The following is a 20,970-nucleotide window of genomic DNA, read 5'->3' on the forward strand; positions in this document are numbered from 1 at the left end:
TCGGTCGGCGCGCCGGCGCTGCGGATAAAAAACTCGTTACCGGGTGTAAATCCGCAGCGCGCTGGCGCGTTTTCAAGGGATGGAATAAACGCCTGAACCGGCATGGCCCACCGTCATGCATCAGGTCATTCAACCAGCGTATTGAGGGTTGCACAGATGTCAGTCGCTACCAGGTTTATCGATGATCAGTTGACCCGGATAACTCCGGCAGCGGCCGAGACGCTCTACCAGTTCGACGAGTCGCCATTGCTGGCCCGGCAGAGTCGCCAGGAGTCCAACGCGCGCAGTTACCCACGGCGCATCCCGCTGGCGCTCAAGCGCGCCAAGGGCATTCATGTCGAGGACGTCGAAGGGCGGCGCTTCATCGATTGCCTGGCAGGCGCGGGCACGCTGGCGCTTGGGCATAACCATCCGGTGATCATCGACGCGATTCAGCAGGTGATCAGCGATGAATTGCCGCTGCACACCCTGGACCTCACCACGCCGGTCAAAGACCAGTTCGTGCAGGACCTGTTCGGCCTGCTGCCGCCAGCGCTGGCCAATGAGGCGAAGATCCAGTTCTGCGGCCCGACCGGTACCGATGCGGTGGAAGCTGCGTTGAAACTGGTGCGCACTGCCACCGGGCGCAGCACCGTGTTGTCGTTTCAGGGCGGTTATCACGGCATGAGCCAGGGCGCGTTGAGCCTGATGGGCAGTCTTGGGCCGAAAAAGCCGTTGGGTGCCTTGCTCAGCAGCGGCGTGCAGTTTCTGCCGTATCCGTACGATTACCGCTGCCCGTTCGGGCTGGGTGGCGAACAGGGCGTGCGCGCCAACCTGCACTACCTGGAAAACCTGCTGAATGACCCGGAAGCGGGTGTGCAATTGCCTGCCGCGGTCATTCTTGAAGTGGTGCAGGGCGAGGGCGGGGTGATCCCGGCTGATCTGGACTGGCTGCGCGGTGTGCGACGGATCACGGAAAAGGCCGGTGTGGCGCTGATCGTCGACGAAATTCAGAGCGGCTTTGCGCGCACCGGCAAAATGTTTGCCTTTGAGCACGCCGGGATCATTCCCGATGTGGTGGTCCTGTCCAAAGCCATCGGCGGCAGCCTGCCGCTGGCGGTGGTGGTTTACCGTTCCTGGCTCGACACCTGGCTGCCGGGCGCGCATGCCGGGACATTCCGTGGCAATCAGATGGCGATGGCCACCGGTTCGGCGGTGATGCGCTATCTCCAGGAACACAATGTCTGTGAGCACGCGACGGCGATGGGCGCGCGGCTGGTCGGTCATTTGCAAGCGCTGCAGCGCGACTTCCCGCAGTTGGGCGACATTCGCGGTCGCGGGCTGATGCTGGGTGTCGAACTGGTCGACCCGGCGGGTGCGCGCGATGCGCAAGGTCATCCACCGGTGTTTGCCCGTCTGGCCCCGCTGATCCAGCGCGAATGCCTCAAGCGCGGGCTGATTCTGGAACTGGGCGGTCGGCATGGCAGCGTGGTGCGTTTCCTGCCGCCACTGGTGATCACCGCCGAGCAGATCGACGAAGTGGCAGAAATCTTTGGTCGTGCGCTTAACGCCGCCGTCGCACAGCTTTAATTTTTCGACGTAGCGATACGTTCAATCCCTATAGCTGCCATGAATTGGCATGGCAGCACTGAACAACCACGGAGAGCAGCAATGACTTCAGTATTCGATCGGGAAGACATCGTCTTTCAAGTTGTAGTCAACCACGAAGAACAGTACTCGATCTGGCCCGACTACAAAGCCATCCCCAACGGCTGGCGCACGGTCGGCAAAAGCGGCTTCAAGAAAGAATGCCTGGCTTACATCGAGGAAGTCTGGACCGACATGCGCCCCCTGAGCCTGCGCCAGAAAATGGAAGCGCAGACGGCGGTAAGTCACTGATTGACCTATCGTGCGACGCTCCGCGTCGCCATGCCGTTCCGGACGCTCTGCGTCCTCTTTGCGACGCAGAGCGTCGCGAACCGCATTCCGACGCTGGAGCGTGCGGAACGATAACCCAACTATCGTGCGACGCTCCCGCTCTCACCCAGTGCCTTTACAATCCCCTGAATATCCCCCTGCAACTCGGCCAGTGGATCAGCGCCATCAATCCCCAGCACCAGCAACTTGCTACCTGCCGCTTCAATCGCAGCCTTCACCCACTCTGGCGGCTGGCGATGATCGAGCACCAGCGCCACGTCGTTATCCTTGAGGGTCGCGCTCAGTTTGCCCAAGGCTTCGGGCGTCCACTGTTCATCGGTCAGCACCTGGCTGTCGATCAGCTCCAGGTTCAGCCCGCTGATCAAGTAACCAAAACGGTCCGACAAACTCACCACACTTAAATTGTCGGCACCGGCCAGCGCCGCCTCACTGCTGGCACTCAGCTTGAGCAACCGCTGCTTGAACGCCGCCAGGTTGGCCTCGATCTTCGGCTTGGCCGCCGGTGCCAGACGCACCAGGTCCGCCGCCAGCACGTCCGCCATGCGCCCCATGTTGTTGCTCGCCAGCCACGGCTGGCTGTTCAGCCCGTCAGTGCCCGACCCCGGCTGCACGGCGATCCCCGGCAAACCACCGTCCACCGGCCGCGCCGCATCAATCTCGACGATACGAATATTGCTGCGCCGGGCGTTGGGGTAGAGCGGGTCATCCGCCCAGATCGAACGCAAGCCGATTACCGCGTCGGCGTTGTTCGCCAGACCGCGCAGGGCATCGGCACCACGACCTGTGAAGTAAGCGGTCTGGCGCGAGCCGGGCAGGTTGGCCGCAGCAGCGCGTTCCAGCACGACACCGCTGTCCTTGAGCAGCATCTCGCTCAGGCCATAGGTGATCGGCAGGCTGGCCAGCACCCGTACCGGTTGAGCGCTGTCGGCCTGGGTGTCGGCCGCATACAGGCTGTTGCTGAACAGACCGGTCAGGGCCAGCGCCAGGGTCAATGTGCGTAAAGTAGGCATTTATCCAATATTCCCTTTCAGGCCGGGCAGTGTGCCGCGAGCGATGGCGGCCAGGGCGAAGGCAACGCCGGCCACCAGAATGATCGCCGCGCCGGACGGCACCGGCAGGTCGAAGACGATAGGCAGCAGAATGCCGCACGAGGTACTGACGGTCGCGATAGCCACCGAGATCCAGAAAAAGCCTTTCAGCGACTGGCTCAGCAGCCTGGCCGCTGCGGCCGGAATCACCAGCAGCGCACCGACCAGAATCGCGCCGATGACTTTCACGGCGGCCACGGTGATCAGCGTTACCAGAATCACAAACAGGTAATCCAGCGTCTTCACCGCCACACCGCGCACAGCCGCCAGTTGCGGGTTAAAACTGGCCAGCATGATGCGGTTGTACAACGGCAGGCTCAGGCCCATGACCAGCGAACCGACGATCAGCAGCACCAGCAGGTCATTGCCGTTGACGGTCAGCACCGAGCCGAACAGCACGTTTTCCAGAATGTGCACGTTGATCTTGCCGGCCAGCACCAGCAGCAGGCTCGCGCCGAGTGCCAGCGACACCGAGAGGAACACACCGATCAGCGTGTCCGGCGCCAGCCCGGTGCGGTTGCGCAGGTAATTGAGGACGATGCCGAACAACAGGCAGTAGCCGAACAGCGCGCCATAAGGCCCGGTGTAGGGCTCGCCGAGCAGGATGCCGATGGCCACGCCGGTCAGCGCAGCATGGCCGACGGCTTCAGAGAAGAACGCGAAGCGCTTGACCACCACCAGCGTGCCCAAACCACCGAGCACCGGACCGATCAGCAGCCCGGCCAGCAGGGCATTGACCACAAAGCCATACGCCAGCGCTTCGGGCAGATAACCGGAAGAGGCGAGGCCCTGAATGAACAGGCGAAACGTTTCGTAATCCATCACAGGGTGCTCCCGTCATTGCGGGGATGAGCAGAAAACAACGTCAGCAGGCGCTCCGGCGTCAGCGCCGTGGCGGCAGGCTTGTCGAACAGCACGCGGCGATTGAGCCCGGTCACCTGATCCGCCAGCCGCCGCACCGCATCCAGATCATGCTCGATCCACAGCACCGTGATGCCGCTGCGACGCCAGTCACCCAGCAAACGCTCAAACACCTGAATGCCCGCTTCATCGAGCGCCGACATCGGCTCATCCAGCACCAGCAATTTCGGCGCCGGAATCAGCCCCTGCGCCAGCAGCACGCGCTGGCGTTCGCCACCAGACAACGCGCCCATGCGCCGTTTGCGTTTATCCTGCAGGCCGACCCGTTCCAGGGCCTCGCCAATCGCCCCTGCGTAGTGCTTCGACAAACCGAGAAACGCCGGACGCCGCTGACACATGGCCGCCATGAAATCGTCCACAGTCATGGGCAGTCCCCGGTCGAACTCCAGCGCCTGCGGCACGTAGCCGATCAGGCCCGGCGCGGCAGGCCATTGCAAACTCAATTGGCCCTGATGCGGTGTTTGCCCGAGCAGGGTCTTGATCAGCGAGCTTTTGCCGCCGCCGTTCGGCCCGACCAGTGCGTGCACGTTGCCGGCGCGCACGTTGAAATGCACCTGGTCGAGAATCGTGGTGCGCCCCAATGTGAGGCTCACCTGATTGAACTCGATGCCTGGCCCCTGGCTGACGATGTCGAGGTTCTGCGCAACAGTCATGCGCCGGACTCCTGAATCGCCCGCACCACGGTGTCGAGGTTACCGGCCATCTCCTTCTCGTACTTATCGGCGGTGTATTCGCCATAGGAAATATGCGACAGCGGGTACAGCTTGACCCCGGATTCACGCTGAATGGTATCGACGTAGGTGGACGGGAAATCCATCTCCGAAAAGATCACCTTCACGTCCAGCTCACGCAACTGGTCGATGGTCTTTTTCAACTGGCTGGGGCTGGGTTCGATGCCATGCGCAGGTTCCACCACCGCCGTCACTTCCAGGCCAAATTCGCGCAGCAGGTAGTCGTAGGCCGCGTGCACCGTGGCCACGCGCAGGTCGGCGTTGGGCGCTTTGGTCAGCTTGGCGAGGGCGTCGGCACGCATCTGTCGCAGGCGTTTGCCGTAGGCGCGGGCGTTGGTGGTGTAGGTTTTGGCGTTGTCCGGGTCCAGCTTGCCCAGTTCGCGAGCAATATTGTTGACCTGAGCGATGGACGCGCTGATCGACAGGAACGTGTGCGGGTTGACCACCTTGCCTGCGCCACGCGCTGCAACGCCGGTGGCCGCCAGCAACGGCACGTCGGCATTGGCCTCGATGGTCTTGATGTCTGGCGTTTCGCTGGCGGCGATCATACGGTCGGCAAAATCGTCATGACCCACGCCGTTGAGCACGATCACGTCCAGCGAACCGATGCGCTTGATGTCCTCGGCGCGGGGTTCGTAGGCGTGCGGGTTGAAACCGGCCGGGATCAGCGGCACCACTTCGGCCTTGTCACCAACGATGTTGCTCACGTAGCTGTAATACGGGTGCAGGGTGATGCCGATGCGCAGGCGCTTGGCCGGGTCGGCGGCGAAGCTGGCGGGCGCCAGCATGGCGGCAAACAGGCTGAGCAACAGAACGCGAAGGAAAGGGCGGCGTTTGAATGAAATAGGCATGGGCAAGCGGTCTTCTTTCAAAGGAATGCGGAGTTTCAGTGCGGGTGCTGACGGGTTACGCCTGCATCGAATTGCGCGACGACCTGTTTCCAGCCGGCGTCGATCAAGGCCTTGTCGCCCAGGTCGCTGACAGGGGGTATCGGGGCGCTGCGGTTGATCCAGATGTCGGCCTGATTGCCACGGGATGAGTCGACGCGCATCAGAAACGAACCGGCCACGCCTGGCGTCTGGCTCAAGCCCAGATAGGACTGCTCGACCATTTGCCAGGCATGGCCGCCACGGCTGACCGAACTGGCGTCCTGGGCGAACGGCGCAAAGCCTTCTTCGCCCAGTTGCTGCGGGGTAATCGGCGTTTGCTGCTCTTCGGTCAGCAAGCGAATCTCATCCAGCGTTACGCGTAGGTCGGCGTAGATGCCTTGCTCGGCGGCGGTCAGGTCACGTCGCGCATCGAGTTGATGGCTGGCCACGCTGTGCACGTCCTGTGTTTCGCGGTGCAGGCTGACCACGCTGGCGGCAGCGGCCATGATCAGCACGCACAGCAGCAACACGTAGAGGGTTTCATGCCCGGCACCTGCCGGACGGACGATTTGTCGGGTGGGTGCACTCATGGGGTCGGGATGTCCGCCTGATCGATTTCCACCACATGGCCAGGGCCTGCGTCGAACAGCACGTAGAACTCGGACGCCGGGCGCTTGAAGGTCACGGTCGAATCTTCACCCAGCTTGCCCGGTACCAGAATGGTTTCGTCGTAGCCGATCACGTCGAGGGTCACGCCAGGTGCGCCACTGCCGTCGGAAAAACCGCCGGTGCAGCGGATCTGCTCGTTGTCGATCTGTTTGCATTCGCACATCGGGTTGTGCGCCAGAGCGTTGCCGCTCAGGCCAAGCAGGCACAGGGCGCCGGCCGTCAGCCAGCGCAGGGAAGGGCGGGCACTCATGGTGTGGCTCCTTGTTTTTTCAGCCACGCCACGGTAGTCGGCGAAGCCTGTTGCAGAGGGATGGAAGTCTGATACACGGTGCCGTCCCAGCCTTCCATAGTGATCCACAGGTCGGAGTCGGGGCTGGTGTTTTCGGCAACCTGCATGAACGCGCTCATGCGGTAGCCGCCGCCGAAGAAAATCACCCCGGCGGTGCGCAGGCTGCGCGGCTTGCCGATGCGCAGGTACGTGGCCTTGACCCGGTCGATGCAGGCGTTGCACAGCGCAGCGTTGAAGCTTTTCATGTAGCCCGACGGGCCGGACAGGCGCGGGGCTTCGTTGCGGTCCTCTGCCAGACGCAGGCTCCACGGACCGACCTGAATCTCGCCGACCTCGCGTTGACCGAGGCCCTTGTCGCCGCGATCCAGCGCGTTGTCGGAGAAGTACTTGGGCATGAAACCCAGCGGGATCAGCACCAGCAGCACGTTGATGTGGAAGCGCCACTTGTGCCAGAAACGGCTCAGCGACGATGCAGGTGGTGCGACAGCGACCTTGCTCACAGGCTGTTCTCCGGGGTGCGGGTCGCCACTGGCGAGGTGTGGGGTTCCGGCGTGTACGCGACAGACCTGGTTTTGCCTTCACGCTTGAGGGCGTTAAGCGTCGCCAGTGCGGTGCGCTTGCTCCAGATCAACAGGCCGCTGAGGACCATCATGCTCAGGATCAGGCCGAAGAACGCCCAGATCAGCTTGATCCAGATACCGCCGAAGTCGCCGGTGTGCAACGGGCGCATGGATTCAGTGACGAACTCCAGCTTGTTGCGGTCCGACAGCAGGTGCGAGGCGGCTATTTCGCCGCTGTACGGATTGATTTCGGCGGTCTGGAACATCAGCGGGTACCAGCTGCGCCCGCCGACCTGCATGTTGCTGTAGGCATTGAACGGCGGGGTGATGAAGCTCGCCTCGAGACCTGGAATCCGCTCTTTGGCGATGGCCACGGCTTTTTCCAGACTGATGGTCGGCGCGGGGCTGCCGTCGGCGGTCAGTGGCACGGCGCTGTGCGGGATGATCGACGCGACTTGGGATTTGCTGGAAATACTGATCTGGTTATCACCCAGAATCGCCTGAATCAGAAACCAGGTGCCGGTGATGGAAATCACCGCGATGAACCAGATCGACCACACGCCGCTGAGCCGATGAATGTCGCCCCAGAAAATCCGTGGGCCCTGGCTGAAACGCACCGGCTTGAAAAAGCCGCGCCAGAATTTCTTGTAGACCACCAGCCCGGTCACCAGCGAAGCCAGCAACGGCAGGCCAAGAATCGACACCAGATACCAGCCCCACGAATAGCCATTGGTGAACGGCACCAGCCACCAGCCGTGCAGGGCGCGGGTGAAGCGGCGGAAGTCGAAAGACGGCGTGAGGCCTTGAATCACCCCGGTGTAGGGGTTGACGTAAGCCGGCACCGAGCGGCCGTCCGGGTAAGTCACGAACACGCTGAGGGCGAAATAGTCGCCGTCGGGCTGCATGATCGTGCCCACGATCAGGTCCGGCTCGTTGCGCTCGATGGTGGCGCGAATCTGCTCGAAGTTCATGCGCTGGGCATCATCGGAGGGGCGGTTGTCACGCATCTCCGAATTGGCCAGCCACATGATTTCCTTGCTGATCACCGCCAGCGTGCCGGTCACGCAGACGATCAGCACGAAGAACCAGATGGGCAGGGCCAGCCAGCTGTGGACGAGAAACCAGATTTTTGAACGGGACTTCTTCGACATGGATAAACAATCTCGATTCACGATGTAGAGCGTGCGCAAGGCCGGGCTCCCTGTTTTTTACGTGCAGCTTCTTTACGCGCGGGCGATATAAAGCCTCGCATTCAGTTAAAGACGAATGAGAACGAGATTCCTGTAGGAATATTTTGCGTTTAAATGAAAAAAGTTGTTTCAGCGGTATCGAGGGCCAAATGTGGCGGGGCGGAAATGGCGTAAGGCGGCTAATTTTTCAGCCGCGAAGTACGTTCAATCTGCACATGGGTGTTGCGCCAGGCCGCAGGGGTTCTGGCGCTTTTGCCATCGAGGGAGAGACATCATGAGTCATGCGTTGAGTTTGGATATCCGGCCGCTGCTGGCGGGGGCGGGCACGTTGCCCATGCTGGTGCAGGCGCCCGAGCCAGGTCTGGACTTGATGGAAGCGCTGGGTGAGCTAAAGCCGCTGGTGGCCGAGCACCTGTACAGCGCGGGTGGCATCCTGTTTCGCGGTTTCGAGGTTGGCGGCGCCGAGGCGTTTCGTGAGTTCGCGGCCGGTTTCGGCGATCCGCTGCTCAATTATGAGTTTGGCTCCACGCCGCGCAGCAACGTGACCAAAGGGGTGTACACCTCGACCGAATACCCGGCGCACCAGAGCATCCCGCTGCACAACGAACAGGCTTACACGCTGGACTGGCCGATGAAAATCTGGTTCTACAGCATGATCGCGGCGCAGACCGGCGGCGAAACGCCGATTGCCGACAGTCGCGAGATCTACCGACGCATTCCGGCGCGCATTCGTGATCGCTTCATTGAAAAAAAGCTCATGTACGTGCGCAACTACGGCAACGGGCTGGATGTGGAATGGAGCCAGGTGTTCAACACCGAAGATGAACGTGTAGTCGAAGCGTATTGCCAGGCACACAACATCGAATGCGAATGGAAAGACGACGGGGAACTGCGCACCCGGCAAATCTGCCAGGCAGTGTCCCGCCATCCGGTGACCCAGGACACGGTCTGGTTCAACCAGGCGCACCTGTTCCACATCTCCAACCTGCAACCGGAAGTGCGCGAAACCCTGCTGGACGTTGTGGATGAAGAAGACCTGCCGCGCAACGTCTACTACGGCGATGGCTCGCCCATCGAAGAAACCCTGCTGGACGAGATTCGCGGCGTACTCGACGACTGCACCGTCAGCTTCCCGTGGCTGGAAAACGACGTGCTGATGCTCGACAACATGCTCACCGCCCACTCCCGAGCGCCGTTCACCGGCAAGCGCAAAGTCGTGGTGGCCATGGCGCAGGGGCATTCGGATAAGTAACCGCCTGTAGATTATCGTGCCTGCGCTCCGCGTAGGCATGCAGTTCTGGACGCTCTGCGTCCTCTCTTGGGTGTGCGGTGCAATGCAGAGCGCCAGCCTCGAGAAACCTTTCTAAATATTTCCCCGCCAATTCGTTCTTGTTGATACGACCCCGCCCGACGGTCAGCCCCATTCAGCAAGGATTCGACCATGAACCCCGAACACGCCCAGAAACTCGCTCGTCGTTTTGTCGAGTTGCCCCTTGAAAAACGTCGTCTGTTTCTCGATGGCATGCGCAAGGAGAACATGGATTTCGCGCTGTTCCCGATCCCTTCCTGCGCAGGGCTGGCCGAGCGTGACGGGTTGTCCTATGCCCAGCAGCGCATGTGGTTTCTCTGGCAACTGGACCCGCACAGCGCAGCCTACAACCTGCCGATGTCGGTGTGCCTGAACGGCCCGCTGGAGCTGCCGCTGCTGGAGCGGGCGTTCAGCGCGCTGGTCGAGCGCCACGAGAGCCTGCGCACGACCTTCGGTCAGGAAGGCGATCGGACGTTTCAGCGTGTTGCGCCACCCGCGCCGGTCAATATCCGCCTGATCGACCTGAGCCCGTTGCCGCCGCAGCAGCGCTGGTCGAACGCGCGGCAGGCGATGGCCGAGCAGTCGGCGCAGACCTTCGACTTGCAGCGCGGGCCGCTGTTTACCGTACAGGTGTTGCGCCTCGCCGAGCAAGAACATCTGCTGCTGCTCAACCTGCACCACATGATCACCGACGGCTGGTCGATGAACGTGCTGATCGATGAATGGCTGCGCGGTTACGACGCGTTGCTGGGCGGCAAGCCACTGCCTTTCCAGCCACTGGCTGTGCAGTACCGCGATTACGCCGTCTGGCAACGCAGCTGGCTGGAGGCTGGCGAACAAGAGCGCCAACTGGATTACTGGCGCAAGCACCTGGGTGAAGAACACCCGGTACTCGAACTGCCCACCGACCGCCCGTACCCGGCATTGCCCAGTCATGAAGGCGCGCGTCTGGAACTGGCGCTTGCGCCCGAGCTGCTGCGCAACCTGAAAATCCTTGCGCAACGGCAGGGCGTGACCCTGTTCGTGGTGTTGCTGGCGACCTTCAAAAGCCTGCTGCATCGCTACAGCGGGCAGACCGATATTCGCGTCGGCGGCCTGATCGCCAACCGCACGCGCAGTGAAACCGAAGGCCTGATCGGCTGCTTCATCAACACCCAGGTACTGCGCAGTGAAGTTACGGCGCAGACGCGCTTTGTCGATTTGCTGCACACCGTGCGCGATGCCTCGACCGGTGCCCAGGCGCATCAGGAGCTGCCATTCGACGCCATCATCGACGCCTTGCAGCCTGAGCGAAGCCAAAGCCACAACCCGCTGTTCCAGGTGATGTTCAATCACCAGCCGGTGGTGGCCGACTTGCTGGACAAGCAACTGAGCGGCGGCCTGCGCGTGGCCAATCTGTCCGCCGAGCAACAAGCACTGGCCCAGCGCTCGCACGCCGCTGCCAGTGACCTGATGCTCGCCACCAGCGGTGAGGGCGAGCAACTGAACGCCGCCTTCACCTACGCCACCGACATTTTCGATCAGCCGACCATCGCTCGCCTGGCCGCGCACTGGCGCAACCTGTTGACGTCGGTCTGCGCTGACCCGCTGCAAACCATTGCCGAGCTGTCGATGCTCTCGGCCGACGAGCGCACGCACCTGCTGGCTGTCGACAGCGCCATCAAGGCAGACACCACCACCCCGGCGCATCGCCAGTTTGAAGCGCAAGTGCAGCGAACGCCGGACGCACTGGCGCTGATCCTCGCCGGTGAAAGCCCGTCACCGAGCCTGACCTATTGCGAACTGAACGAGCGCAGTAACCGCTTGGCCTGGCAATTGCGCGAGCAGGGTGTCGGCCCGGACGTGCTGGTCGGAGTGGCGCTGGGCCGTTCGCTGGACATGCCCGTCGCGCTGCTGGCCGTGCTCAAGGCGGGTGGTGCCTACGTGCCGCTGGACCTCAGCGCGCCGAGCGAGCGTTTGCGTCATGTGTTGCAAGACAGCGGCCTGAAACGGCTGCTGACCCACAGCGAACAGCGGCCGACGCTGCCTGAACTGGCGGGCATTCAGTGCCTGTGCATTGATCAGATGAACAGCGAAGCAGCCAGCGCAGAAAATCCGGTTGTCGATATCGATCCGGCCCATCTGGCCTACGTGATCTACACCTCGGGCTCGACCGGCCGGCCAAAAGGCGTGGCGATCAGTCATGGCGCACTGGCCGAGTTCGTCACCTTGGGCGCGGACTACAGCGACCTGCGCGAAGGCGATCGGGTTCTGCAATTTGCCACGCAAAGTTTCGACGGCTTCGTCGAGCAGTTCTACCCGCCGCTGTGTCGCGGCGCGGCCGTGGTGCTGCGTGACGAGCGTTTGTGGGACAGCGCCACCTTCCATCACGCCATCGTCGAACACGGCGTGACCCTCGCGGACCTGCCAGCAGCCTACTGGCTGACCCTGGTTCAGGATTTTGCCGCCAGCCCGCCCGTGCATTACGGCGCATTACGGCAGATTCACGTCGGCGGCGAGGCGATGGCCGTTGAAGGCCTGCGTCTGTGGCAGCACGCCGGGCTGGGGCATGTGCGCCTGCTCAACACCTATGGCCCGACCGAAGCCACGGTGGTGTCGAGCATTCACGATTGCAGCGCGCTGACCCCGGAGCAGGTGTCGTGGCGCGGCGTGCCGATCGGCAAAGGCCTGGCGGGGCGTCGTTTGTACGTGCTCGACGATCAACTGAACCTGCTGCCGCAAGGCGCGCTGGGCGAGCTGTACATCGGCGGGCCGGGTCTGGCACGGGGTTATCACGCCCAGCCAGGCCTGAGCGCCGAGCGTTTCGTGGCGGATCCGTTCGTTGCCGGCGAGCGACTGTACCGCACTGGCGACCGTGCCCGACTGCGCGCTGATGGCGCCATCGAATACATTGGCCGGGTCGATCATCAGGTGAAGATTCGCGGTTTCCGCATCGAGCTGGGCGAAATCGAATCGCGCCTGCAGCAATGCACGGGCGTGCGCGAAGCGGTGGTACTGGCGGTTGCGCTGGCCGGCAGTGCGCAACTGGTCGCCTACGTAGTGCCAAGTGTCGTGGCAAACAGCGATACCGAACAAATGGCTTTGCGCCGGCGCATCAAGGGTCAACTGCAAGCCAGCCTGCCGGATTACATGGTGCCGACACACTTGTTGCTGCTGGCGCAATTGCCACTCACGCCCAGCGGCAAACTGGACCGCAAGGCGTTGCCTGCGCCCGATTCAAGCCAGTTGCAGGCCCGTTATCGCGCGCCGCACAGCGAGGTGGAAATCTGCCTGGCGGCTATCTGGCAGGAAGTCCTGCACGCGCAGCAGGTCGGGCTGGACGATCACTTCTTTGAGCTGGGCGGCCATTCGCTGCTCGCCGCGCAAGTCATTGCGCGGATCAAGACCCGACTGGGCGTCAGCCTGCCGCTACGCGTGCTGTTTGAAAAACCGCTGCTGGGCGAACTCGCCGCCGAAGTGGCGCTGCTGACCGACAACGCAACGGATAACGACTGGAGCGACATGGACCAGTTCATGGATTCACTGGAGGAATTTGGCGCATGACCGCGACCACTGCTGCACGTATCGCGAAACGTTTTGTTGGCCTTTCGCTGGAACAACGCCAACAGTTCCTTACCCGCCTGCGTCAGGAAGGCAAGGATTTCAGCCTGTTGCCGGTGCCGGTCAGTCGTCATGATTTCAGCGCGATTCCACTGTCATTTGCCCAGCAGCGCCTGCTGTTCCTCTGGCAGCTCGACCCGCTGAGCGATGCCTACAAGATGACCACCGGCCTGCGTCTGCAAGGCCCGCTGAACGAGTCAGCGCTAAGGCGTGCGTTCGATCACCTGATCGAACGCCACGAAGTATTGCGCACAGTGTTCCAGACCGATGGCGATCAGGCGCTGCAAGTGCTGCTGCACAACCAGAGCATCGCGCTGGACAGCATTGACCTGTCGGTTCTGGCCGATAGCGAATTGCGTGACGCTGAACTGGCGCTGCAAGTGACCACGCTCACCAGTCAGCCGTTCGACCTGCGCACGGGCCCGTTGCTGCGTGCGCACCTGTTCCGCCTCGCCAGCGACGAGCATGTGCTGGTGGTGAACATGCACCACATCGTCTCCGACGGCTGGTCGATGGACGTGATGATTCAGGAGTTTGTCCACTGCTATCAGGCGTATGTCGAAGGTCGCGAACCGAGTCTGCCGGCGTTGCCGCTGCAATACGCCGACTACGCCATCTGGCAGCGCCGCTGGCTGGAGGCGGGCGAGGGCGAGCGTCAACTGGATTACTGGCGCGGCCAGTTGGGTGACGAGCAGCCGCTGCTGGACGCCGCGCAGGACTTCCCGCGCCCGGTCACGCAAAGCTTTCAGGGCGAGCACCTGCGCTTCGACTTCGGCGCTGAGTTGTCGCACCAACTCAATACCTTCGCCCGCACCCAAGGCATGAGCCTGTTCATGCTGGTGCTGGCCGGTTTTTCGTTGTTTTTGTCGCGCAAGGCCGGGCAGCGCGATATCCGCATCGGCGTGCCCAACGCAAACCGTGGCCGCGCGGAAACCGAAGGGTTGATTGGTTTCTTCATCAACACTCAAGTGCTGCGCTGCCAGATAGACGAGCGCCTGAGTTACCTCGATTTGCTGGCGCAGATTCGCGACACCTCGTTCGGCGCGCAGGCGCATCAGGACGTGCCATTCGAGCAGCTGGTCGATCACCTCGCGCCGGAGCGCAACCTGGGGCACAACCCTCTGTTCCAGGCCAAGTTCAACCAGAACGTGGTCCTCAAACAGAAAACCGCCCTCAAGCTGGCAGGGCTGGAGGTCAGCGAATATGCGTTTGAAAAGCAGGGTGCGCATTTCGATCTGGCACTGGACATTACCGACGACGGCACGCTGATCCACGGTGACATGACCTACGCCAGCGACCTGTATCGGCGTGCGACCGTCGAGGGCTTCATCCCCGAATTGCTCGACCTGTTCAAGACCTTGCTCAATGCACCGGATGTGCCACTGTTCAGCCTTGGCGCGCTGGCGGTGGAGCTGCCGCGCGAAGTTCGTGAGCCCGCACCTCAGGTATTGCAGCTCTGGGACCGGCAGGTCGAAAGCCAGCCCGATGCGCTGGCCGCCCGCTGTCTGGATCGTACCCTGAGCACACGCGAGCTGGATCAGGCGGCCAATCAGCTGGCTCATCACCTGATCGGACTGGGTGTCCGCGAAGGCCAGCCGGTCGCGGTGTTGATGGAGCGCTCGCTGGACTGGCTGACGGCGGTGCTGGCGATCTTCAAGGCCGGTGGCGTGTACATGCCATTGGACGTCAAAGCCCCCGATGCACGCCTGCAACAGATGTTGAGCAATGCCCAGACCAAGGTGCTGCTGTGTGCCGAAGGCGACAGGCGTGAAACATCTTTGAACGTTGCGGGTTGTCAGGGCCTGGCCTGGACGCCTGCGCTGTGGCAGAGCTTGCCGACCAGCCGTCCCGATATCGAGTTGCCAGCCGATTCTGCGGCCTACGTGATTCATACCTCCGGCTCCACCGGCCAGCCCAAAGGCGTAGTGGTCAGCCAGGGCGCGCTGGCCAGTTACGTGCGTGGCTTGCTTGAGCAGTTGCAACTGGCCCCCGAGGTGAGCATGGCACTGGTCTCGACCATCGCCGCCGACCTCGGCCATACCGTGTTGTTCGGCGCGCTGTGTTCAGGGCGAACGCTGCATGTGCTGACCGAATCGCTGGGTTTCGACCCGGACGCCTTTGCGACCTACATGGCCGAGCATCAGATCGGCGTGCTGAAAATCGTGCCGGGTCATCTGGCTGCGCTGCTGCAAGCCGCTCAACCCGCCGACGTGCTGCCGCAGCATGCGCTGATCGTCGGTGGCGAAGCCTGTTCGCCAGCGCTGGTCGAGCAGGTGCGTCAGCTCAAGCCGGGTTGCCGGGTGATCAACCACTATGGCCCGAGCGAAACTACGGTTGGCGTACTGACCCATGAGGTGCCTGCTTTATCGGAGTTGAATGCGATCCCACAGGTCTCACGTTTCCCACAATGCTCTGCACACTCTGGCGACCCTCTGCGTAGCGTGCCGGTCGGCGCGCCATTGCCGGGGGCCAGCGCTTACGTGCTGGATGACGTGCTCAACCCCGTCGCCACGCAGGTCGCAGGCGAGCTGTACATCGGTGGTGACAGCGTTGCGCTGGGCTATCTCGGCCAGCCTGCGCTGACTGCCGAGCGCTTCGTGCCGGACCCGTTTGCGCAAGATGGCGCACGGGTTTACCGCAGTGGCGACCGCATGCGGCACAATCATCAGGGATTGCTGGAATTCATCGGCCGCGCCGACGATCAGGTCAAAGTGCGCGGCTATCGTGTCGAGCCTGCTGAAGTGGCGCAGGTGCTGCTGAGTCTGCCTTCTGTCGCGCAAGTCAGTGTGTTGGCGTTGCCTGTTGATGAAGACGAATCGCGCCTGCAACTGGTGGCCTATTGCGTCGCCGCAGCCGCTGCCAGCCTGACTGTCGACAGCCTGCGCGAGCAACTGACGGCGCGCTTGCCCGACTACATGGTGCCCGCGCAGATCCTGCTGCTGGACCAACTGCCGCTGACCGCCAACGGCAAGCTCGACAAGCGCGCCTTACCCAAGCCGGGCGTAGTCAAACAGCGCTATACCGCACCGGTCGGCGAGATCGAAGAAAAGCTCGCCGCCGTGTGGGCCGACGTTCTGAAGCTGGAGCAGGTCGGCAGCACCGACAACTTCTTCGAACTGGGCGGCGATTCGATCCTCAGTCTGCAAATCATCGCCCGCGCCAAGCGCCAGGGCATCAAGCTCAGCCCCAAGCAATTGTTCGAAAAACAGACCATCGGCCAACTGGCTTCTGTGGCCAGACTGATCGAGAAAAAGCCCGCAGCGGCGGCAGAGCAGGTCAGCGGTTCGCTGCCGCTGCTGCCGATTCAGGCGCGTTTCTTTGAAATGGACATCCCTGAGCGTCAGCACTGGAATCAGGCGCTGATGCTCAAGCCCCTGCAAACGCTGGATGTAACCCATCTTCAAGCGGCACTCACGGCACTGATCGAACAGCATGACGCGCTGCGTCTCGGTTTCACGCAACAGAACGGCCAGTGGCAAGCCACGTTCGGCGCGCTGAACACTCGGGATTTGCTCTGGGTTCACGAATTGGACAGCCCTGAACGATTGACCGAACTGGCTAACGAAGCACAACGCAGCCTGGACCTGAAAAACGGTCCGTTGCTGCGCGCAGTGCTGGTCAACCTGCCACACGGCGAGCAACGTTTGCTGCTGGTGATTCATCATTTGGCGGTGGACGGCGTGTCCTGGCGGGTGCTGCTGGAAGATCTGCAACAGGCTTACGTCGCCTTGACGAAGGGCCAGCCTGTGGCGTTGGCAGCGAAAACCACGTCGCTCAAGCGCTGGGCCGAGCAATTGCAGCAGTATGCGACCGGCGCCGTGCTGACGGCCGAGCGCGATTACTGGCTGCGCGCTTTACAGGGCGACGATCAGCCGCTGCCCCGCGACAAGCCCGAAGGCTCGATGCGCACTCGCGACGCGGCCCATGCCTCGTCATGGCTGAGCAAGGACCTGACCCACAAACTGCTGAAAGTCGCGCCTGCCGCCTATCGCACGCAGGTCAACGACCTGCTGCTGACCGCGCTGGCGCAAGTGCTCTGCGAGTGGAGCCAGCAGCCGTCGGTGCTGGTGCAGCTGGAAGGGCATGGCCGCGAAGACCTGTTTGACGACACTGACCTCAGCCGCACAGTCGGCTGGTTCAGCAGCCTGTTCCCGGTCCGCCTTACCCCGCACATTGCGCCGGGTGCGAGCCTGTGCGGCATCAAAGAACAGTTGCGTGCCGTGCCGAACAAAGGCATTGGTTACGGCGTATTGCGTCATATGGCTGACTCGACGTTTGCGCAGCCATTGGCCGCGCTGCCCCAGGCGCGTGTCACGTTCAATTACCTGGGCCAGTTCGACGGCACCTTCAATGAGCAACAAGGCGCGCTGTTCGTGCCAAGCGCCGACAGTGTCGGTATAGCGCTGTGCGAAGACGGCCCGCTGGGCAACTGGCTGAGCCTCAACGGTCAGGTGTTCGATGGCCAGTTGCAACTGGACTGGACCTTCAGCCGCGAGGTGTATCAGGCTTCGACCATCGACACCCTGGCGCGTCGTTACGAGCAGGCGCTGACTACGCTGATCGAACACTGCATCGCCGGGCATCAAGGCGTCACGCCGTCTGACTTCCCTCTGGCGCATCTCACTCAGGCACAACTCGACGCGCTGCCGATTGCGGCGGGCGAGATCGAAGACATTTACCCGTTGTCACCGATGCAGCAGGGCATGTTGTTTCACTCGTTGTTCGACTCAGGCGCGGGCAACTACATCAATCAGATGCGGGTGAACATCAGTGGGCTGGATGTGCCGCGATTCCACAACGCCTGGCAATCAGCGGTCAATAATCACGAGGTGCTGCGCAGCTGTTTTGTCAGCCAGAGCGAGCAGTCGCTGCAAGTGGTACAGAGTCAGGTGACGCTGCCGTTTGTCGAGCTGGATGCGCGGGGCAAACCCCAAAACTGGCTCGATGACTGGGCGCAGGCCGACCGTCAGCAGGGTTTCGATCTGGCGCAAGGGCCGCTGTTGCGCCTCGCGGTACTGCGCACTGCAGATGACCGTTGGCAATTGATCTACACCAGCCACCATATTTTGATGGACGGCTGGAGCAGCTCGCGGCTTCTGGGCGAAGTGCTGCAACGCTACAGCGGTCAGATGCCGCCGAAACAGGCGGGGCGTTACCGCGATTACATCCAGTGGTTGCAGGATCAGGACGCTGATGTCAGCGAGCGCTTCTGGACCGCAGAGCTGGCCGAACTGGATGAGCCGAGCCGCTTGTTGCAAGCCTTCAAAACATCAACCGATCAGCAGGGCTATGGCGATTACATTCAGTTGATCGACGCCGACGGCACTCGCCGCTTGAACGAGTTTGCCCGCGAGCAGCACGTGACCCTCAATACGCTGGTGCAATCTGCCTGGCTGTTGCTGCTGCAACGCTACACCGGCCAGTCCAGCGTGACCTTTGGCGCCACGGTGGCCGGGCGTCCGGCTGAATTGTCGGGCGTCGAAGAGCAACTGGGCTTGTTCATCAACACCCTGCCGGTGATCGCCAGCCCGCGTTCGGAACAGACCGTCGGCGACTGGGTGCAGCAGGTGCAGGCGAAAAACATCGCCCTGCGCGAACATGAACACACACCGCTTTACACTATTCAGCGTTTGGCACGGCACAGTGGCGAAGCGTTGTTCGACAACATTCTGGTGTTTGAGAACTACCCGGTGTCCGAAGCCTTGCAGCGTGCGCCGGACGGTCTTGTCTTCAGCGACCTGCGCAATCAAGAGCAGGCACATTACCCGCTGACCCTGGTGGTCGAGGCCAACGACGTGTTGTCGGTACGTTTCAGTTACGACCGGCAACACTTCAGTGCCGAAGGCATTCTGCAACTGGCGGCGCACTTCGATCACCTGCTGCAGAGCCTTAGTGCATCAGCAACGGCGCGTCTTGGCGAACTGGCCCTGCCAGCCGTCTGGACGCAAACCGTGCAGCGTTACCCGAGCGAGCACTGCGCCCATCAGCGCATCGAAGCTCAGGCTGCACGCACGCCGCAGGCCATCGCCCTGAGCTTGGGTGCCGAGCAATTGAGCTATCAGCAGCTCAACCGCCGCGCCAACCAGTTGGCCCACAAACTGCGCGAGCAGGGCGTAGGCCCGGATGTTCGCGTGGGGCTGGCGGCTGAGCGCAGCCTGGAGATGATTGTGGGGATGCTGGCGATCCTCAAGGCCGGGGGCGCGTACGTGCCGCTGGACCCGGATTACCCGCAGGATCGCCTGAGCTTTCTGATGCAGGACAGCGGTATCGAATTGTTGCTGAGCCAAACGCAGTTGCTGGGCCAGTTGCCGATTCCTGCACACGTTCAGACGCTGGATCTGGCGGATGCGCTAGATGGCTACAGCACCGAAAACCCGATCAACCAGACCTCGCCAGACAATCTGGCCTACGTGATTTACACCTCAGGTTCGACCGGCAAACCCAAAGGCACCTTGCTGGCTCATCACAACCTGATGCGCCTGTTCGCGGCTACGGACGACTGGTTCAAGTTCAACGAAAAAGACGTCTGGACGCTGTTCCATTCCTTCGCCTTCGACTTCTCGGTCTGGGAGATTTTCGGCGCGCTGCTGCACGGTGGCCGACTGGTAATCGTGCCTTGCGAGGTAACCCGTTCGCCGGAAGAGTTCCATGCGCTGCTGGTTGACCAGCAGGTCACGGTGCTTAACCAGACGCCATCCGCCTTCAAGCAATTGATGCGCGTGGCTTGTGATTCCACTTCGGTGTTATCGCTGGAAACAATTATCTTTGGCGGCGAAGCGCTGGACGTTGCCAGCCTGAAACCCTGGTTCGCACGCTTCGGCGATCAGACGCCACGACTGATCAACATGTACGGCATTACCGAAACCACCGTGCATGTGACCTACAGACCCATCACCCTGGCCGACACGCACAACCCGGCCAGCCCGATTGGCGAGGCGATTGCGGACCTGTCGTGGTACGTGCTGGACGCCGATTTCAACACGGTTGCCCAGGGTTGCAGCGGCGAACTGCACATCGGCCACGCCGGTCTGGCGCGGGGTTATCACAACCGCGCTGCACTGACCGCTGAGCGCTTTGTGCCAGACCCGTTCGCCAACGACGGCGGCCGTTTGTACCGCACCGGCGATCTGGCCCGCTATAAAACCGCAGGAACCATCGAATACGCCGGGCGTATCGACCATCAAGTGAAGATCCGTGGCTTCCGCATCGAACTGGGCGAAATCGAAGCGCGGCTGCAAGCGCATTCGGCTGTGCGCGAAGTGATTGTGCTGGCAGTGGACGGGCAACTGGCGGCGTATCTGCTGCCGGCTCAGCCTGACCAGGATCAACAAGCGCTACGTGGAACCCTGAAAGCCGAGCTCCGTGCGAACCTGCCGGATTACATGGTGCCGACCCACTTCATCTTCCTCGACAAGCTGCCGCTGACGGCCAATGGCAAGCTGGACCGCAAAGCGCTGCCTGCGCCGGACGCCGGTCAGTTGCAAGCGGCTTACGTGGCGCCGCAAGGCGAGCTGGAAGAACAGTTGGCGTCGGTCTGGAGCGCCGTGCTCAAAGTCGAGCAAGTCGGACGCAGCGACAACTTCTTCGAGCTCGGCGGGCATTCGCTGTTGGCGGTGCAGATGCTGGTGCGGGTTCGCGAGCAGTTACAGCGCGAGGTCGGCCTCAAGGACCTGTTCGAACAGCCGGTGCTGGCTGACTTCTGCGCCGCGCTGCAAGAAAAAAATGGCGAAAGTGATCATGCACTGGACGAATTGACTAAATCACTGGAGGCACTCAAACGTTTATCAGCGGAGGAAATTGATAATTTGATTGCTTAGCAGGAGAGAC

13 protein-coding genes are annotated in these 20,970 nt (G+C 62.1%); 5 read left to right on the top strand and 8 right to left on the bottom strand.

Features of this window, described 5'->3' with window-relative positions; genetic code table 11:
* Positions 1-156: 156 nt before the first annotated feature.
* Together PSPTO_RS11065 and PSPTO_RS11070 are read left to right on the top strand one after the other, a co-directional pair.
* On the top strand, positions 157-1,569 hold the full coding sequence (locus PSPTO_RS11065) for an aspartate aminotransferase family protein (RefSeq protein ID WP_005770701.1): 1,413 nt from the start codon (positions 157-159) through the stop codon (positions 1,567-1,569).
* A gap of 81 nt (positions 1,570-1,650) precedes the next feature.
* A complete protein-coding gene (locus PSPTO_RS11070) occupies positions 1,651-1,878 on the top strand; it encodes an MbtH family protein (protein WP_005770699.1) in 228 nt (75 codons plus the stop codon).
* A 119-nt stretch (positions 1,879-1,997) separates the two neighbouring features.
* On the opposite strand, the gene PSPTO_RS11080 is transcribed toward PSPTO_RS11070, so the two are convergent.
* Genes PSPTO_RS11080 through PSPTO_RS11115 form a run of 8 tightly spaced genes read right to left on the bottom strand, consistent with a single transcriptional unit; the run spans position 1,998 to position 8,195 of the window.
* A complete protein-coding gene (locus PSPTO_RS11080) occupies positions 1,998-2,927 on the bottom strand; it encodes a metal ABC transporter substrate-binding protein (RefSeq protein WP_005770697.1) in 930 nt (309 codons plus the stop codon).
* On the bottom strand, positions 2,928-3,827 hold the full coding sequence (locus tag PSPTO_RS11085) for a metal ABC transporter permease (protein WP_011103866.1): 900 nt from the start codon (positions 3,825-3,827) through the stop codon (positions 2,928-2,930).
* Entirely contained in the window at positions 3,827-4,579 is a 753-nt protein-coding gene (locus PSPTO_RS11090; RefSeq protein WP_005770693.1) for a metal ABC transporter ATP-binding protein, read from the bottom strand. The genes PSPTO_RS11085 and PSPTO_RS11090 overlap by 1 nt, the downstream gene beginning before the upstream one ends.
* The gene (locus tag PSPTO_RS11095) at positions 4,576-5,508 is read right to left on the bottom strand and encodes a metal ABC transporter substrate-binding protein (protein ID WP_010204647.1); all 933 of its coding nucleotides are present in this window, start codon (positions 5,506-5,508) and stop codon (positions 4,576-4,578) included. The genes PSPTO_RS11090 and PSPTO_RS11095 overlap by 4 nt, the downstream gene beginning before the upstream one ends.
* 35 nt (positions 5,509-5,543) lie before the next feature.
* Positions 5,544-6,116: a DUF6162 family protein gene (locus PSPTO_RS11100; protein WP_005770688.1), complete on the bottom strand. Its 573-nt coding sequence runs from the start codon at positions 6,114-6,116 to the stop codon at positions 5,544-5,546.
* Entirely contained in the window at positions 6,113-6,445 is a 333-nt protein-coding gene (locus tag PSPTO_RS11105; RefSeq protein ID WP_005770686.1) for a hypothetical protein, read from the bottom strand. The genes PSPTO_RS11100 and PSPTO_RS11105 overlap by 4 nt, the downstream gene beginning before the upstream one ends.
* Positions 6,442-6,984 (bottom strand): hypothetical protein, encoded by a 543-nt coding sequence (locus tag PSPTO_RS11110; RefSeq protein ID WP_005770684.1) that lies wholly within the window; start codon positions 6,982-6,984, stop codon positions 6,442-6,444. Before PSPTO_RS11110 ends, PSPTO_RS11105 begins: the two co-directional genes overlap by 4 nt.
* Positions 6,981-8,195, bottom strand: a complete 1,215-nt coding sequence (locus PSPTO_RS11115) for a PepSY-associated TM helix domain-containing protein (protein WP_044390137.1) — start codon at positions 8,193-8,195, stop codon at positions 6,981-6,983. The genes PSPTO_RS11110 and PSPTO_RS11115 overlap by 4 nt, the downstream gene beginning before the upstream one ends.
* Positions 8,196-8,508: 313 nt before the next feature.
* On the opposite strand from PSPTO_RS11115, the gene PSPTO_RS11120 reads away from it, so the two are divergent.
* The 3 genes from PSPTO_RS11120 (at position 8,509) to PSPTO_RS11130 (ending at position 20,960) form a co-directional block, all read left to right on the top strand.
* On the top strand, positions 8,509-9,486 hold the full coding sequence (locus PSPTO_RS11120; RefSeq protein ID WP_011103869.1) for a TauD/TfdA family dioxygenase: 978 nt from the start codon (positions 8,509-8,511) through the stop codon (positions 9,484-9,486).
* Positions 9,487-9,675: 189 nt separating this feature from the next.
* Positions 9,676-13,086, top strand: a complete 3,411-nt coding sequence (locus tag PSPTO_RS11125; RefSeq protein ID WP_046464036.1) for a non-ribosomal peptide synthetase — start codon at positions 9,676-9,678, stop codon at positions 13,084-13,086.
* On the top strand, positions 13,083-20,960 hold the full coding sequence (locus PSPTO_RS11130) for a non-ribosomal peptide synthetase (RefSeq protein WP_011103871.1): 7,878 nt from the start codon (positions 13,083-13,085) through the stop codon (positions 20,958-20,960). Before PSPTO_RS11125 ends, PSPTO_RS11130 begins: the two co-directional genes overlap by 4 nt.
* Positions 20,961-20,970: the final 10 nt, after the last annotated feature.

Source organism: Pseudomonas syringae pv. tomato str. DC3000 (assembly GCF_000007805.1).
In the GTDB taxonomy this organism is placed as follows: Bacteria; Pseudomonadota; Gammaproteobacteria; order Pseudomonadales; family Pseudomonadaceae; genus Aquipseudomonas; species Aquipseudomonas avellanae.